18 protein-coding genes are annotated in these 15,735 nt (G+C 54.7%); 9 read left to right on the top strand and 9 right to left on the bottom strand.

Translation table 11 applies throughout. The features are described 5' to 3' along the window. The first annotated feature begins 244 nt into the window (after window positions 1–244). From OSC10802_RS39610 to cbiD, 3 genes are all read left to right on the top strand, one after another. The gene (locus OSC10802_RS39610; protein WP_017716806.1) at window positions 245–1,015 is read left to right on the top strand and encodes a pentapeptide repeat-containing protein; all 771 of its coding nucleotides are present in this window, start codon (window positions 245–247) and stop codon (window positions 1,013–1,015) included. A gap of 523 nt (window positions 1,016–1,538) precedes the next feature. Continuing rightward, a complete protein-coding gene (locus OSC10802_RS49480) occupies window positions 1,539–1,682 on the top strand; it encodes a hypothetical protein (protein WP_155967563.1) in 144 nt (47 codons plus the stop codon). A gap of 235 nt (window positions 1,683–1,917) precedes the next feature. Then, window positions 1,918–3,078: a cobalt-precorrin-5B (C(1))-methyltransferase CbiD gene (gene cbiD / locus OSC10802_RS0110895; protein ID WP_017716803.1), complete on the top strand. Its 1,161-nt coding sequence runs from the start codon at window positions 1,918–1,920 to the stop codon at window positions 3,076–3,078. On the opposite strand, the gene OSC10802_RS49475 is transcribed toward cbiD, so the two are convergent. Next, window positions 3,075–3,218 carry a hypothetical protein gene (locus OSC10802_RS49475; RefSeq protein WP_017716802.1) on the bottom strand — a complete coding sequence of 48 codons (144 nt, stop codon included), beginning with the start codon at window positions 3,216–3,218 and terminating at the stop codon, window positions 3,075–3,077. The genes cbiD and OSC10802_RS49475 overlap by 4 nt on opposite strands. Before the next feature lie 389 nt (window positions 3,219–3,607). Here OSC10802_RS49475 and guaA point away from each other — a divergent pair, with 389 nt between their 5' ends. Continuing rightward, window positions 3,608–5,233: a glutamine-hydrolyzing GMP synthase gene (gene guaA, locus OSC10802_RS0110885; protein ID WP_017716801.1), complete on the top strand. Its 1,626-nt coding sequence runs from the start codon at window positions 3,608–3,610 to the stop codon at window positions 5,231–5,233. Window positions 5,234–5,871: 638 nt separating this feature from the next. Here guaA and cdf31 read toward each other — a convergent pair. Then, window positions 5,872–6,780, bottom strand: a complete 909-nt coding sequence (gene cdf31 / locus OSC10802_RS0110875) for a CDF family zinc efflux transporter Cdf31 (RefSeq protein ID WP_017716799.1) — start codon at window positions 6,778–6,780, stop codon at window positions 5,872–5,874. A 235-nt stretch (window positions 6,781–7,015) separates the two neighbouring features. Here cdf31 and OSC10802_RS0110870 point away from each other — a divergent pair, with 235 nt between their 5' ends. Next, window positions 7,016–7,372, top strand: a complete 357-nt coding sequence (locus tag OSC10802_RS0110870) for a hypothetical protein (RefSeq protein WP_026098370.1) — start codon at window positions 7,016–7,018, stop codon at window positions 7,370–7,372. Window positions 7,373–7,597: 225 nt separating this feature from the next. Beyond that, complete coding sequence (locus tag OSC10802_RS0110865) at window positions 7,598–7,990, top strand: hypothetical protein (protein ID WP_017716797.1); 393 nt, start codon at window positions 7,598–7,600, stop codon at window positions 7,988–7,990. A 1,646-nt stretch (window positions 7,991–9,636) separates the two neighbouring features. On the opposite strand, the gene OSC10802_RS0110855 is transcribed toward OSC10802_RS0110865, so the two are convergent. After that, window positions 9,637–9,861 (bottom strand): DUF4327 family protein, encoded by a 225-nt coding sequence (locus tag OSC10802_RS0110855; protein WP_017716795.1) that lies wholly within the window; start codon window positions 9,859–9,861, stop codon window positions 9,637–9,639. Window positions 9,862–10,044: 183 nt separating this feature from the next. Here OSC10802_RS0110855 and OSC10802_RS49470 point away from each other — a divergent pair, with 183 nt between their 5' ends. Next, entirely contained in the window at window positions 10,045–10,245 is a 201-nt protein-coding gene (locus OSC10802_RS49470; protein ID WP_155967559.1) for a hypothetical protein, read from the top strand. Window positions 10,246–10,283: 38 nt separating this feature from the next. On the opposite strand, the gene OSC10802_RS0110845 is transcribed toward OSC10802_RS49470, so the two are convergent. From OSC10802_RS0110845 to OSC10802_RS46085, 5 genes are all read right to left on the bottom strand, one after another. Beyond that, window positions 10,284–11,903 (bottom strand): glycoside hydrolase family 3 N-terminal domain-containing protein, encoded by a 1,620-nt coding sequence (locus OSC10802_RS0110845; RefSeq protein WP_017716793.1) that lies wholly within the window; start codon window positions 11,901–11,903, stop codon window positions 10,284–10,286. 23 nt (window positions 11,904–11,926) lie between these two features. Beyond that, window positions 11,927–12,355, bottom strand: coding sequence for a 30S ribosome-binding factor RbfA (rbfA, locus tag OSC10802_RS0110840; protein WP_026098369.1), 429 nt, complete (start codon window positions 12,353–12,355; stop codon window positions 11,927–11,929). Window positions 12,356–12,659: 304 nt separating this feature from the next. After that, complete coding sequence (locus OSC10802_RS0110835; RefSeq protein ID WP_017716791.1) at window positions 12,660–12,875, bottom strand: DUF751 family protein; 216 nt, start codon at window positions 12,873–12,875, stop codon at window positions 12,660–12,662. 24 nt (window positions 12,876–12,899) lie between these two features. Then, entirely contained in the window at window positions 12,900–13,070 is a 171-nt protein-coding gene (locus tag OSC10802_RS0110830; RefSeq protein ID WP_017716790.1) for an ADP-ribosylglycohydrolase family protein, read from the bottom strand. Between the two features lie 217 nt (window positions 13,071–13,287). Next, window positions 13,288–13,485, bottom strand: a complete 198-nt coding sequence (locus tag OSC10802_RS46085) for an ADP-ribosylglycohydrolase family protein (RefSeq protein ID WP_082218394.1) — start codon at window positions 13,483–13,485, stop codon at window positions 13,288–13,290. Between the two features lie 318 nt (window positions 13,486–13,803). Here OSC10802_RS46085 and OSC10802_RS0110820 point away from each other — a divergent pair, with 318 nt between their 5' ends. Continuing rightward, window positions 13,804–14,631, top strand: coding sequence for a DNA adenine methylase (locus OSC10802_RS0110820; RefSeq protein WP_017716788.1), 828 nt, complete (start codon window positions 13,804–13,806; stop codon window positions 14,629–14,631). Window positions 14,632–14,808: 177 nt separating this feature from the next. On the opposite strand, the gene OSC10802_RS0110815 is transcribed toward OSC10802_RS0110820, so the two are convergent. Then, window positions 14,809–15,291: a PD-(D/E)XK nuclease superfamily protein gene (locus OSC10802_RS0110815; protein WP_017716787.1), complete on the bottom strand. Its 483-nt coding sequence runs from the start codon at window positions 15,289–15,291 to the stop codon at window positions 14,809–14,811. Between the two features lie 283 nt (window positions 15,292–15,574). Here OSC10802_RS0110815 and OSC10802_RS49465 point away from each other — a divergent pair, with 283 nt between their 5' ends. Continuing rightward, window positions 15,575–15,715: a hypothetical protein gene (locus OSC10802_RS49465; protein WP_155967557.1), complete on the top strand. Its 141-nt coding sequence runs from the start codon at window positions 15,575–15,577 to the stop codon at window positions 15,713–15,715. Window positions 15,716–15,735: the final 20 nt, after the last annotated feature.

Here is a 15,735-nt window from a genome sequence, read left to right as displayed (position 1 = left end):
TGTCAAGGTTTTCTCTACAGAAATAGGCAATGGGGAACCGTGCTGGTGGGTTCCCCTGCGGACGGCTGCCAAGCGAAACGCCCAAATCGCCGCAGCCGCAGGGACTAGCAGCAGTGTTCCTCTATCTAGGATTCCCCAAAAATGCCGGTTAATCTCTATAGTAGGACGGCATATTAAAAAATGTAAACAGGCTAGGCAGAGGTCTTGCGCCTGTGTCACAACTAGGCTAAGGGGGAGAAGCGACATGGCCAACAAAGAACATTTGGATCTGCTCGAACGCGGGGTGGACGTTTGGAATCAGTGGAGGCAAGAGAATCCTGAGATAGAGCCAGACCTCACGCAAGCCGACCTCAGCAGGGCAATTCTCAACGGAGCAAATCTCACCCAAGCCAACCTCAGCAGAGCGATGCTGGTGGTGGCGGACCTGGATGGGGCGGACTTGGGCGGGGCGGACCTCACGGGGGCCATTCTCAGCCGGGCAATCCTGATCGGGGCTGACCTCAGGAGAGCCAACCTGATTGGGGCAAACCTGATCGGGGCGAACCTGATCGCCGCCAACCTCAGTGAGGCCAACCTCACCCAGGCCATTCTCATGGGGGCGAACCTAATCGAGGCCAACCTCAGATCGGCCATCCTCAACGAGGCCATCCTCAGCACGGCCAACCTCAGCGAGGTTGTCCTCAAGGAGGCTGACTTGAGTTCGGCAATCCTCAGAGGGGCAAACCTCACCAAGGCCAACCTCAGTCATGCCAACCTGACGCAGGCGAATCTCAGGAGCGCCCAGCTAGTTGAGACAAACTTAGAGGGGGCTGTGCTTGACCGCTGTTTAATCTATGGGATTGCTGCCTGGGATTTAAAACTCGAGGGAGCGAAGCAGTCAAACCTGATTGTCACTCCGGAAGAGGAGGAGCGGATGATTACTACAGACAATCTAGAACTCGCCCAGTTGCTTTACCTGCTGAAAAGAACCCAGAAATCCGAGGATTCCTCCATAGCATCACTCCTAAAATTGTAGTGATGGCGGGTTGCTTCAAGGCGGAGTGCCAGCCCATTTTATAGCGTTTTTCATATTCGTGAGGTGCTGAGAAACCCGGTTTCTTTAAGAGACCGGGTTTCAGGGGCGTCGCTCACCCAACTGAAACAGGACTTACGCTTGCGCCTCTATCTGTAGGGTGGGTTCCCTAAGAGGGAACCCACCTCAAAGTGTTACGCATTTTCAAGGCAGTCGCTTCGGAGCTGCGCACACCGCCACCGATGAAAATTATGCGCCAGACCGATACGCGCCGGTTGGGCTAAAGCCCAACTACAAACCTTTTCAAGTCAGAACCTCCTTTTTCCAACAAGCATCACTATCAGGTTTTGTTGCATTTAATTTATTTATTCAAAAAGAAAGGCAGTTCCAGGATATTGCTCTCAGTAAGTATCGATCGGCAGAGTCCCCTTTTGGCATAGGCAGATTAAAAGCAGAAAAGCTGAGCGGAACAGCTGATGGCGAGATGGATTGCCGCCGGCCTCACTGAGGCCCAAAGCATGCGGCAATGCTTGCCTCCAAAGCACCGGCACAGCGGCGCGCTGCGGCTGCGAAACAGCAAAGAGCGAGGAGCGAGGAGCTGCAACTGTCCCTTTCCGGCATGGCTGTGCCGGTGCGTTCCGCCGCGCCTGGCGGAACAGGGGAGATTTGAGGATACCCGAGGCCGGTGGTGCGGTATGCGTGCCGGTATGAAAGCGTTGATCGGGCGCAAGCGTTGCGGCGAGGGCTCCAGCAAGCCTCGCGTCTTTGGGAGAAAAAGTTATTTTTCCAGCGCCTGCTTTGGCCAAGCAATTGTTAAAAGAATTTTGTGTTTTGAAGGAGAGGCAAAATTGAAGATTCAAAATTGAAGAGTTATCGGGTTGGCACTCAGTCACAGAAGGTGGAAGATGATAAACTCTCAACCCCGCGCGGGATATACGCTGCCGGTGTTTGCTTGCGCCGCTGCCGTGGCGGCGCTGCGCTGGCTGAAACACGGAGCGCAACCCATTTCAGCGGTGCCGGTGAATTTAATTAGCCCAGCTGAAACCGTAGAAATTCCTATTGAAGGTGCCGCCGGTCTGAAGGCCGGCAGCGCACTGGCCATGACGCGCAGCGATCCGGGCGATAACCTAGACCTGACCCGCAACACGCCGGTGTGGGCGCTGGTGGAATGGCTTGCGGACCGGCACTGGCAAGGGGAAGAAGGTGAGCGGATTGCCATCTTTGGCGGGGAGGGGATTGGGCGTCACGGTGAGGGGGGGACGCCGGCGATCTACGCTTACGCGCAGCAGCTGTTGCGAGCCAACCTGGAGCGCGAGCTCGACACGGGGGAAAAAATCGCTGTCACGATCATTATGCCGCAGGGCCGGGAGCTGGCGACGAGGACCTCTAATGAAGCTTTCGGCATTGTAGAGGGGCTGTCGCTGCTGGGCACCACCGGCATGTCTGAACCGCTGAGCGCCCCCGGACAGCTGGACGCCTACTGCGAGGACGTGCGAAAAAAGGCAGGCCAGTTTGACTGTTTGGTGTTCTGCATCGGAGAGAATGGCTTAGACTTAGCGCAGAAAATGGGGGTTCATCCCAACCAGCTGGTCAAGACAGCTAACTGGCTCGGACCGATGCTTGTAGAGGCGGGAATGCAGCGCATCAAGTCGATTTTGCTGTTTGGCTACCACGGCAAGCTGATCAAACTGGCCGGCGGGATTTTTCACACCCACCACCACCTGGCAGACGCGCGCCTGGAAATTCTCACCGCTCACGCTTGCTCGGAGGGCGTGCCAGTGCCGGTGCTGAAGCGAATTTTTGCCTGCCCCACAGCGGACGACGCCCTCAACCTGCTGCGGGAACTGGATGAGACCACCGGCAGCACCTGGGTGGGCCAAGTCTACGGCGCGATCGCCGAAAAAATTGACCTGCGCGCCCGGGATTACATCCACACCCACACCGGCACCAGCGTCAGCGTTGGCTCAGTCCTGTTCGACCGCCGGCGCAAAATCATCGTCACCAGCGACGCCGTTGCCGGTTTGCTGCCCGAGGTGCGCTCGCCTGCTGCCAGTTCGCTATTTTAACTGCCGGGCAAGCGGAAAGCCCCGCTGCGACAGGCCAGAATCCCTGTGCCAATCCCCACCCGCTTGGTGCTGGCACCCGCCAGCTTGTGCGTCCCGCCCCAGCAGGGGCGGGCTAGAGCTGGAGATATAGCAGTATGCACTTAGGTTCGTACATTTCGGCCTGCACCCCCGCACTCCGGCTCCTATTGTTCTAACCCATATTACTGCTGGGATATAGGCGTAGGCCAGCGTCTGGCTGCCCTGAAGGTTTAATGTCCTAATCTAAGTGGCTACTTCTATATCTGTAGCGAGCCCTTGGAAGAAAGGTAGCCCTGCCGGCGGTCGAGAGAGCCGGTCAGAGCAGTTGGGCTGTTTGCGCACATCTCACCAGCCAACTATTTTTTTCTCACAGCTGCCGCAAATGTGTTACTGTGATATTCTCTCAAGAATATTCATAAAAACGTGTGATGCCGAAAGGCGTTGAGCAGCCGAAAGCGGTGATCAGCCGAAAGACGTCAATCGCAGAAAGCACTGCACTAGGATACCGGTCGTGACTGTACAAACTGAACAAGCGCCTCAAACTTCATCGCCTGTCGAGACGCCCTCGGGCGAGTCTTTAAATCGCCAGATAATCCTGATTCTCGACTTCGGCTCCCAGTACTCGGAGCTGATTGCCCGCCGGATTCGGGAAACTCAGGTTTATTCCGAAGTCCTGTCCTATCGCACCACAGCAGAACAGCTCAGGCAGCTTAACCCCAAGGGAATTATCCTATCTGGCGGACCCAATTCAGTCTACGATGCAGGCGCGCCCGCCTGCGACCCGGAAATCTGGCAGATGGGGGTGCCGGTGCTGGGGGTCTGCTACGGCATGCAGCTGATGGTCAAACAGCTGGGCGGGACAGTGCAGCGGGCAAAGCGCGCGGAGTATGGCAAGGCGTCGCTGCTGATTGACGACCCCACGGATTTGCTAACCAATGTCGAAGATGGCAGCACGATGTGGATGAGCCACGGGGATTCTTGCACGGCTCTGCCAGAAGGGTTTGAGGTGCTGGCGCACACAGGAAACACCGAGAGCGCCGCGATCGCGCACCACGAGAAAAAGCTCTACGGCGTCCAGTTCCATCCAGAGGTGGTGCACTCCACTGGCGGACTCGCCCTGATCCGCAATTTTGTTTACCACATCTGCGAGTGCCAGCCCACTTGGACAACTGCTGCCTTTGTCGAAGAAACGATTCGCGAAATCCGGGCGAAGGTGGGCGACAAGCGGGTGCTGCTGGCGCTCTCTGGCGGCGTGGACTCCTCAACCCTGGCATTTTTGCTGCACAAGGCGATTGGCGACCAGCTGACGTGCATGTTTATCGATCAGGGCTTTATGCGCAAGTACGAGCCCGAGCGGTTGGTGAAGCTTTTCAGCGAGCAATTTCACATCCCGGTGCAGTACGTCAACGCTCGCCAGCGCTTCCTGGAAAAAATGGCCGGCGTCACCGATCCAGAAGAAAAGCGCCGGCGCATTGGCCATGAATTCATCCAGGTGTTTGAGGAAGAGTCCAAGCGCCTCGGTCCGTTTGATTACTTGGCGCAAGGCACGCTCTATCCCGACGTGATCGAATCCGCTGACACCAATGTTGACCCCAAAACCGGCGAGCGGGTGGCGGTGAAAATCAAGAGCCACCACAATGTCGGCGGTTTGCCAAAAGATTTGCGCTTCAAGCTCGTCGAGCCCCTGCGCAAGCTGTTTAAGGATGAAGTCCGCAAAGTCGGTCACTCGCTTGGCTTGCCCGAAGAAATTGTCCAGCGCCATCCTTTTCCCGGTCCGGGACTGGCAATTCGCATTCTCGGTGAGGTGACGGCGGAAAAGTTAAATATCTTGCGCGATGCGGACTATATTGTCCGCCAGGAAATTAACCGGCAGGGCATGTACAGCGAACTGTGGCAAGCTTTTGCTGTGCTGCTCCCTGTACGCAGTGTCGGCGTGATGGGCGACCAGCGCACTTACGCTTACCCCGTTGTCTTGCGCTTTGTGAAAAGCGAGGACGGCATGACGGCTGACTGGGCTCGCGTGCCTTACGACTTGCTGGAAACTATCTCTAACCGCATTGTCAACGAAGTTGCGGGGGTGAACCGCGTCGTCTATGACGTCACCTCCAAGCCACCTGGAACGATTGAGTGGGAGTAGGTTCAGGCGAGCTAAAGGGAAAAAGGAAAATGTAACAAGAGTTACTTTTTCCTTTTTCTTTTTTATATAAAGCTGCGCTCCCCGGCATTGCTTTCTCTGTCTGCCCCGCCACAGCCACCGCGCCCCTGCGCGCCCCGGCGCACAATTGCCTATGAGATCGTGTTCGGTTAACTGCTTGTAATTGATTTATAGCGTCTCTCATATTAGTGAGGTACTGAGAAACCCGGTTTCTTAAAGAAACCGGGTTTCTGGGGCGCACCTCATCCAACTGAGAACCGCGCTTAGCCTCTCCCCTGACTCCTGATGAAAGTTTATAAAAAGTAATCAACCGAACTTGATATGAGTTGCCCGAGGCGTGCCGGTGCCCGCCTGAGGGTTTAAGAAAATATTAATGGTTGCGCAACCCGCTCTTAACCTTGCTGTTAATTTTTGTGGAAAACTCGCAAAAATCTGTGGAAAACCCGGCTCCTCTGTGGAAAACTTTGGCTTTCGGGAGCGGCAATTTCAAGCGGGGTGGAGGGGTTTTCAGCCGGCAGGCAGAAAAAAAACCGAAAATCCACAACTCCGGTCTTTGTGAAAAAACCGGGTTTCGAGCGCGAGCCGGCTGGCTTCCCTTGGGGGGGGAGCGCACCGACGAATTAGTAGCTAATGGATTCAGACTCGTAAGCCGGCGGCTCAACGTGAATCATAACCCGCACCGGCTGGTAGCGTTCTTGCAGGCGAGCTTCCACCTCCTCGGTAATGCGGTGGGCGGTTTCCACATCCTTTGCCCCCACAATCAAGTGCATTTCAACAAACACCTGACGCCCGACGACGCCCCGGGAAGCAATCTCGTGACAGTTGATCACGCCAGGGACTTGCATAGCAATGCCGTGAATGGCTTCCGGCGCAATGGCCATTTCATCCACCAGCCAGGGCAGATTCTCTTTCAAAATCTCCCAGCCGCTGCGAAACACGAGCAGAGCTACGGGAAAAGCCAGCACCACATCCAGCCACTGGAGTTGAGGCAGGTTGAAAACCCGACCCTGCCAGATACCAATTAAACCGGCAATCACCAAAATCGTCACCCAGACATCGCTCATCGTGTGTTGGGCGTCGGCAACCAGAAAGCTGCTGCCGATGCGCTGTCCCACGTTGCGCTCGTAATAGGTGACGAAAATATTAATGCCGAGGACAAGCAGCAGCAACCACAGTTCTGAGGGGGATATGGTGACCGGCTTACCGCCGTGGAGAATCCGCTCCACTGCCCCGCGCAGAATTTCAAAGCAGGCGATGCCCAAGAAAGCAGCAATGGCCATAGCTCCGATGGCGTCATACTTCATGTGTCCGTAGGGATGCTTGCGGTCTGGTTTTGGCGAAGCCAGATTGTTGATAAACAGTCCCAGAACGTTGTTGGAGCTGTCGGTGACGCTGTGCAGGGCGTCTGCGAGCAGCGAGAGCGAGCCGGTCAAATACCCCACCACCGCTTTGATTCCCATCACCAGCAGATTCAGCAGCAGGGTAATCAGCAAAACCTTGCGAACTTCGGCGCGGCTGTCTTCCAGCATACCATCCTCCAGATTTCCCAAAGAGCAACTCTCTGCTTCCAGTGTAGGTTAGGCTCAGGCAAACAACCGTTGAATCTCTTGCGCTGTAAGGGGTTCAGGATTTACATTGCCACTAAAAACTGCCGGTAATTGAGACAAGCCTTCAATTGCGACCGGCACTCGTCCGGATTTGTTGGGGGACTCGTTCCTTGGGGTAGCTGCATCTTTTAGCATTAAGATTGAATGTTAAGATTATTTGCCCATGTCACAACTCACACTAAATCTCGTTGAGGGCTCCGTCTCCTTTAACTTCACCCCCCAGGCGGCGCGAGAGTTGCAGGCGCAGATTGCAGAACTGATGGAAAGCCTAAAGGCTGTGGCTGCCAAGGCGAGCGCCGGGGGGGCAGGCAAAGCCACGCGCCAGAAATCGATGGAATATCGCTACACCGGCGACGTCTTTTTCGAGATGGAATGCAATCCCAACATTTGGCCAAGTCCTTTTGCCGCCAAAGTTCTGATTACCGTCCGCGACGAGCGCATCCGCTTGACCACGGAAGCGGAACTCACCCGCGCCATCGAGGATCTGAACCAGTATCTAGATCGAGTGGGCTAACAGCGAGTTTTCGGGCACCGGCATTTTGCTTGCGCCCCGTGTTTTCCCTGCTGTGAGCTTGGCGGTGGGCAGCGGAGTCGGGGGGGTGCGACCGGCGGGGTGAGGGGTTTTCTCTACTGGCCCGCACCGGGCAAAGTGCAGTAGGATGGAGGCGTTGAGCGGCTGTCAATTCCGGATCAACTCCTACCCTCGAGCTCTACTGCATAACGTTTAGGCAATTTGACGATGAACCCCAACACCGTAACTGAATTCTTGCAAAAAGGATTTCGCGTCACCTTGGGCGCGACCTCTAGCTTGTTCGAGACTCTGCAAGATCCCCAGAAAGGCGCTCAGACTCTATCTAAAATGCAGTCGGACTTTGGCGGGCTGACTGAGGAGTGGGCTGAGAAAGGAGCGCTGACTGAGCGGGAAGCCCGCAATTTTGTCGATACCCTCCTGAGCCAGCAAGGCCAGCCCAGACCGGAGGACACGACCGAGACAGCCGGCACTGCGGGGACCTCCAGTGCCAGCCCCGTTACCGATCCCGAAGACCAGAACGATCTGCGGGAACTGACGGCGCAAATTGCGGCGCTGCGGGCTGAGTTGGAGAGGCTGCAAAAGCAAGACTCCCAGCCCTAAGAGCAAATTTGCTTAATTGCTCATCGAATCTCCTCACACCCACCCTGCCACAAAACAAGGTGCCACAGCTTTAGCGCCCGCCCTCAGCTAAAACCCGTGTCAGTTAAACCGGCACCCCTAAAAAGAGTGATTGAAAGTGATTCCCCGGAAATCACAAAATTTAACGTCTTGCTTGGGAAACTGAGTGAAGGTTGTAAAACAAAAAGTTAGGGAAAATCCGGTTAATTAATCTGAAACAGACCTGCAGGGGGTTTTGCTGAGGGGTAATCTGTGGGGAGTGGGGCGGTGCCGGTGCTGGCCCCAAAAAACGAACTCAGCCATAGCCCCGGCCCTCAGCTAAAACCCGTGTCAGTTAAACCGGCACCCCTAAAAAGAGTGATTGAAAGTGATTCCCCGGAAATCACAAAATTTAACGTCTTGCTTGGGAAACTGAGTGAAGGTTGTAAAACAAAAAGTTAGGGAAAATCCGGTTAATTAATCTGAAACAGACCTGCAGGGGGTTTTGCTGAGGGGTAAGCTGTGGGGAGTCGCCGCAGGGGCGGTGCTGGCCATAAATCGAACTCAGCCATAGCCTCGGCCCTCAGCTAGAACCCTTGTGAGTTAAACCGGCACCCCCCAAAAGAGTGATTGAAAGTGATTACCCGGAAATCACAAAATTTAACGTCTTGCTTGCGAAACTGAGTGAGGGGGGTAAAACAAAAAGTTAGGGAAAATCCGGTTAATTAATCTGAAACAGACCTGCAGGGGGTTTTGCTGAGGGGTAATCTGTGGGGAGTGGGGCGGTGCCGGTGCTGGCCAAAAATCGAACTCAGCCATAGAGCCGGCCCTCAGCTAAAACCCGTGTCAGTTAAACCGGCACCCCCCAAAAGAGTGATTGAAAGTGATTACCCGGAAATCACAAAATTTAACGTCTTGCTTGGGAAACTGAGTGAGGGGTGTAGAACAAAAAGTTAGGAAAAATCCGGTTAATTAATCTGAAACAGACCTGCAGGGGGTTTTGCTGAGGGGTAAGCTGTGGGGAGTCGCCGCAGGGGCGGTGCTGGCCATAAATCGAACTCAGCCATAGCCTCGGCCCTCAGCTAGAACCCTTGTGAGTTAAACCGGCACCCCTAAAAAGAGTGATTGAAAGTGATTACCCGGAAATCACAAAATTTAACGTCTTGCTTGGGAAACTGAGTGAGGGGTGTAGAACAAAAAGTTAGGGTAAATCCGGTTAATTAATCTGAGACAGACCTACAGGGGGTTTTGCTGAGGGGTAATCTGTGGGGAGTGGGGCGGGGGCTGGTGCTGGCCATAAATCGAACTCAGCCATAGCCCCGGCCCTCAGCTAAAACCCGTGTCAGTTAAACCGGCACCCCCCAAAAGAGTGATTGAAAGTGATTGCCCGGAAATTACAAATTTTAACGTCTTGCTTGGGAAACTGAGTGAGGGGTCTATAACAAAAAATTAGGTAAAATCCGGTTAATTAATCTGAAACAGACCTGCAGGGGGTTTTGCTGAGGGGTAATCTGTGGGGAGTGGGGCGGGGGGCGGTGCTGGCCCAACCTAAAAAATGAGGCCATCCGCCTTGGGGAAAGGGAGTGCCGGCGGCACGCGGCTTGCGAGGACCAGCCGGGGCGACTGGCACCGCAACGCCAGGTTAAGCCTCAATCATTGTCCCACTCTTCACGCCCGAGCAGATCGCCAATCCGATCCCTCAGCAAATAGTTGGACTGCTCGAGTTCATACTCTACTAGCGCCCATTCGCGAGCTGGAATGTACTGGCAGAGGGTGTATATGGGCTGCTGGCGGCTGACCATTCCCTTGCGCACGAGCTGCCGGGCTTCTTCTTGGATGACATCAATGGAGTATTGGACGGTAGACAGAGACATAATTATCCTTTCAAGCCTGATTTACAAACTAACAGTGCTAGACAGAGAAACAACCTGGTCTGGTCTGGTAAACAGTCCCCGCTCTCTGGGTCAAGCCGGGCCCTTTTTTGTATCTATATATACTGAATCTTTACTATTCTCGCGCTAAACGCCTCGGAAAGAGGTTAAAGAAATATTAAAATTTTGACAGCAGCTCCGGCAGGCAGGATGGCCGTTGCTGCTGTCACTTGTGCAATAGCAGTTATAGTGTCGCTTGTCAAGCGGCTGGGCGGGCGCGGGCGGGCGCGAGATGTCTGCGGGTTTCAAAGCATATCTGGTTGCCCCGCCCCTACTGTACAGGCTCAGCTGCTGGCAGTTGGCGTCGGGCAGCTGCGATTGCGCTGAAGCGTTGTGCCCCGGATTCCAGGAGGGGTGCCTGGGCTTCAGGGGTCGCGCGAGAGAGAGTAGGGAAGACCAAACAGGGTTTCTAGAGCTAGTGCCTGGGCTTGGGGCAGCTGTCCGTAAGAAAACACATACGGGAATTCTGCCGGTATATTAGGTAACAACTGCTCTAGGGTGTAAGGACTACCATAAACCGCTAGTGCCTGCAGCTCGCCGGTCCTTAATAGTTTCTTAAACCAATCGCGGGCGGCAGCGGAGACACCGGCACTGCTGCGGAAGGGATTGCCGCGAATGAACACCTGCAGCAAAGTGGCGGAGAACCGGTCGGTGTCCCGATCTGGGGAAGCACCGGCACTGTGCCGGTCAACCACCTGCAACTCATAGCCCAACTGTGTGGGGAAAGCGAAGGCCGGCGTGTGGTGGCCGAGAAACTCGCAGTTGAACAGGTCGTCGAGCACGATCAGGTTGCGCAAAGCGCCAGCTGACAGGCGTGCCGGTGGCAAAGGCAGAGCGCCGGCGAATTTCATAGAATCGCGCAAAATACGGACAGCGCTGTCCGTAACTGCCGGTGTGGCGATCAGGGCCAGGGGATTTTGGATTGGGGCTTTCTCTTCCTTGGGCTGGAAGATTTTGCGCTTGGCTTGCCAGATCCGCTCTACCGAGGCGCGAATCCGTTCCGGGGAGATGCGACCGGCACCCACCGCCTCACACACCGCTTTAATCGCACCGGCAGGATCGACCGGCATCAGCAGGATGTCAGCACCTGCTTCCAGAGCCAGGATGGGCGCTTCATTGGGCCCATACTTTTTGGCAATTGCCCCCATCACCAAAGCGTCTGTAACAATCAGCCCCTGAAAACCCAGCTCTTCGCGGAGCTTGCCGGTCAAAATCCGGTGCGACAGGGTTGCCGGTTTTTCCGAGTCCCAACTGCTAATCACCAGGTGGGCGCTCATTACCGCATCAACACCGGCAGCAATCGCTGCTGCAAAAGGCGGCAGTTCTATTTCCTGCAGCCGTTCTGGCGAGTGGGGGAGCGCCGGCAGCTCCAGGTGGGAATCGACCGCCGTGTCGCCATGTCCGGGAAAGTGCTTCGCCACTGTCAAAACCGGCCACTGGTGAGCGCCACGAATGAAAGCGGTGGCCAGCGTGCTGACCGCTGCCGGTGTTTCCCCGAACGAGCGCACATTAATCACCGGATTGTCCGGATTGTTATTCACATCCACCACCGGCCCCAGCACCCAGTTCAGCCCGAGGGCCAGGGCTTCCTGCGCGGTGAAATAGCCCATTTTTTCGGCGTACTGTTCGGCGAGGGCGGGGTCTTTTGCCGCCACGGCACCGATGGCCATTGGCGGCGGAAACCAGGTGGCTCCGTCAAACCGCTGGCCCACGCCTTCTTCGATATCCGACGCCAGCAGCAGGGGGATTTTCGCCCAAGATTGCACCTGTCTGGTGCGCAGCAGCAGGTCGCCGGCATTGCCCACCGGCAGCAGGACGCCGCCCACGCCCAGGTCTTCGACCAAGTGGCGCAGCTCTGCTGCCGGCGGTTCCCAGGCGGGATAGCGAATTTGGTGGTCAAAGAGGTAGCCCGACGCCCGAATCACGAACATCTGAGCTACCTGCTGCTCTAGGGAGAGGCTGTCCAGTTCCGGAAGCGCCGGCATTGTATCAGATAAATTCAATTTTGTCAATCCTCTTCTTCAGCAGAGATGTCCTCTGACCATTCCTCAGCGCTGTCAGCTCCGTCGGGATTGCCGGTGTGGCGATTTTGACTGAGCTGGTTGAGCAGGGAGAGAATCCTGTCGCCGCGCTCTAAGGAGCGGTCTTCGAGAAAGATGACTTCTGGCGTGCGGCGCAGGCGGATGCGCTGGCCGAGTTCGCTGCGGACGAAGCCGGTGGCGGCTTTCAAGCCGGCCATTGTCTCGGCACGAGCTTCTTCTGTGCCGTAGATGCTGACAAATATTTTGGCGTGCTGCAGGTCCCCAGATACGTCCACGTCGGTGACGCTGACCATGCCGGCACCCACGCGGTCATCTTTGATGTCGCTGAGCAACATTTGGCTGATTTCGCGTTTGATTAGGGAAGCAACGCGGGAAACGCGACGAGTAGTAGCCATAATTTCGCCCCCAGTAATACAGTATGGGCAGTGTTGGGAATGCGGTCAGCTTGCCAATTTTAGATTTTCGATGCTCCCTTACCCGCCTCGGAGAGGCTTTTGGCTGGTGAGTGGGGCGGAGATGACAGGCGATGTGACCGTTGGTACGTGTCCCACAATCTGTCCGGCGAGCTGCCCCACAATCTGCCCCTGGGGGGAAGATAAGAAAGAATTTTTGTTCTAAGGGGCAGGGGGGTTAGTTTTCAGACGCAGCGCCCTTGCGCCAATCTGGAATCAAAAATCCGCTGACCTGCTAATGTATAGTTTACACCGGCGTCAAACCCAGCATGGCCCGAAGTGTCAAAACGATAAAAATTAAGCCTGACACCATAAAGGCAACGAGGGCGACGGCGGTGACTGGGTTCTTGAACAGGGGTTTGAGCCAGTCGAAGGCAAAAAAGAAGATGCCCAGGATGATGGTGAGAAAGTAGCGGGGGTAGCGAGAGACGTTACTCCAAAAATCATCAAACACGACCATCATAGAGAAACCAGCTGACGGGAGCTGCTAAGACTGAGTGCATTTTAACTGGTAGCATTTCTCGGCCAATTCGACAAGCTGGACATATCCCCAAGTGCCCCGGTCGGTGAGCTGGCTGGCCAGTTCCGAGGGAATGGCGTCGGGTCCCAGGTAGGCTCCGCTGATGGCACCGGCCATTGCGGCGGTGGTGGTCCCCACCGGCGGCAATGGCGGTGCAGATGGTGTCCCATTAGTCTGCCGGTGTCCTCAGGAAGGAATACAAGCTCCACAAGACGCTGCCGACGACAAAGGGCGTTTGGGCTAAAGCCCAACTACGAACTTTTGGGCTAAAGCCCAACTACGAACTTTTGGGCTAAAGCCCAACTACGAACTTTTGGGCTAAAGCCCAACTACGAACTTTTGGGCTAAAGCCCAACTACGAACTTTTGGTGGCCCTGCCGCGCCCGACGATGCGGTTTTCTGCGAAAATGGCTGCGATGCGGCGGGCGTAGTCGCTGGGGTCAAATCGGCCACAGGCGAGATAGCTTTCCAGGAGCTCTCGCGCCAGCTGGGAATCGTCCGTGTACTGGCCAAAGGGGTACGGGAAGCGGTCGCGGTCTTTTGGCTGCTTGATTTTGAGTTCGTAGTTGACGTAATTTTGGCAGGCGTAGGGGGGATAGCCTTCGTTTCAATCCCGTTTCCGGGATTCAGCTGGCCAAAAATCTTCTCCTCCTACCCTCTGCTGAAATCATTGTCGCATTGATATGGGCTTCTTTGCACAACCGGGATGCTCCCTAGCCTTCTACCCGACAGCCGGCAGCATCGGCGAGGCACTGGCCAATCAGGCTGCCGGTGAATTGTTCTTGACGCGGTAATGTCATTGGTTTATAATTATAAGTTTGACGGTTTCACCGGCAGCCAAAGCCCGCGAACATCGCACTTTTTAAGATAAATGTCCACCGGCACCTTACAGACAGTCCCTCCCCGTCCGTTTCTGAAGTGGGCGGGGGGCAAGAGTCAGCTGATTCCGCAATACCAGCCCTATTTTAGCACAGATTGCAGAAATTACTACGAGCCTTTTTTGGGCGGGGGGGCTGTGTTTTTTCATGTCCAGCCGGCGCAAGCTGTGCTGACAGATATTAATCCCGAGTTGATTAATGCCTATCGCTGCGTGCGGGATAAGGTGGAGCCGGTGATTTCCTTGCTGGAGGATCACCAGCTGAGGCACAGTAAAGAGTATTACTATGAGGTGCGCTCTCGTGCCGGCGGAGAGGATGTGGACAGGGCGGCTCGCCTGATTTATCTCAACAAGACCTGTTTTAACGGGCTTTACCGGGAGAATTCTAAGGGGCAGTTTAATGTGCCGGTGGGGAGATATAAAAATCCGACGATTTGCAATGCGGATTTGCTGCGTTCTGTTTCAGCGGCGCTCCAGCCGGCAACCGTTGAGGTCAGGCCATTTGAGGCAGTTCTGGATTGGGCTAAAGGGAGCGAAGATTGGGTTTATTTTGACCCGCCGTATTACCCGGTAAGCGCTACCAGCAATTTTACGGGATACAGCCGGTATGAGTTTAAGGAGGATGAGCAAGTTAAACTCAGGGATGTGTTTGCATCTCTTGCCGGCAGGGGGGTGAGGGTGATGCTGTCTAATTCGGACTGTCCTTTTATTCGAGAGCTTTACAGGGATTTCCAGATTCACGCGATCTTAGCGGCGAGGGCGATTAACTCTAATGGGAAGAAGCGGGGGAAGGTTGCTGAGGTTTTGGTGACTTCTTATTAGGGATTGTTGGAAGAGAATATTGGTGAGGTACTGAGAAACCCGGGTTCTTTAAGAAACCGGGTTTCTGGGAAAACACGTTCATCCAACTGAGAACCGCTATAATTAACCGCCGCCGTGAAGGAGCGCCAAGAGAGTAGTTCTGCAAAGCGTAACGCACCCTACTTATGTTATGCTATATTAGAGATTGTTATTAGCCCAAACAATAAAACTGGACAGGGTGTGGACGTCTAGGAGATTTGGATTGGAGTTAACTTGTTGCGTTAACCAGGAGATCGCTCCTGGCTTCATTCCGCCACCGTCTATCAATACAACTGCCGGTGCGGGATAGCAATTCTGGATATTCAAGTTAACGTAAGGAAGTTTTTCGTCAACTGAGCCGCCGACTTGTTGCCATTTACACTCAAGTATTAGACCTGCAGGAATTGCAGGAGAACCTATGATATAAAAGTCTACATATATTTCCGTTCCATAAATTCCGGTCCCAATATGAACCTGTCTTGCATATCGCTTCGGCTGGTTAGTGGAGTTTAAAAGGTTGGCTAGGCGCTGCTTCTTCTGCAAAGTTGAACCGATTTGGACATAGTTATGTCCCTGCAACGCACCTTCTACGGTTTTTTCTAAAACATTACCAGAAGTATTGGCTCTGCCGCCTTGAGTCATTTTTTCTCCTTAATTCAAAATTAACTGATTGATCCCCCTGCTGGCTTTATAGAAATTTTCGCTCTACTGCCGGTGTCAAGCTCCCGCAGCCGGCGCTCCAGAATGCCGGCTGCCACAAAACCACCCGCCGGCTCCCCTACCTGTGGGGAAATCTGGTTTCTGTTGGCGGGTATTATATGCCGGCCCGCCCGCAACTGCCGGAAAATTTATATTTTTTTAAACTTTGCTCAGGGTTGCTTCATTCCACCCGCACCCGCCGTGCCGGTGGAATGAGAGCATCCGCATGTATGTAAATAGGCTGTTGCGGTGCGTGCGCTCTGGGCACGCACCCTACTGGGCAGGATTTCCCACCTCGCCACTGGGGTTTTCCCAGGTGGCTGTCACCGGCTTTTTCGCTGACTTCCTTAAAAAATACAGTAATTGAACCGATTTACAGTAGATTAG

Origin of the sequence: Kamptonema formosum PCC 10802, assembly GCF_000332335.1 — a bacterium.
Taxonomy (GTDB): domain Bacteria; phylum Cyanobacteriota; class Cyanobacteriia; order Cyanobacteriales; family Oscillatoriaceae; genus Oscillatoria.
Note: the sequence above shows the minus strand (reverse complement) of the source record. Positions and strands in the feature narration are given on the sequence as shown.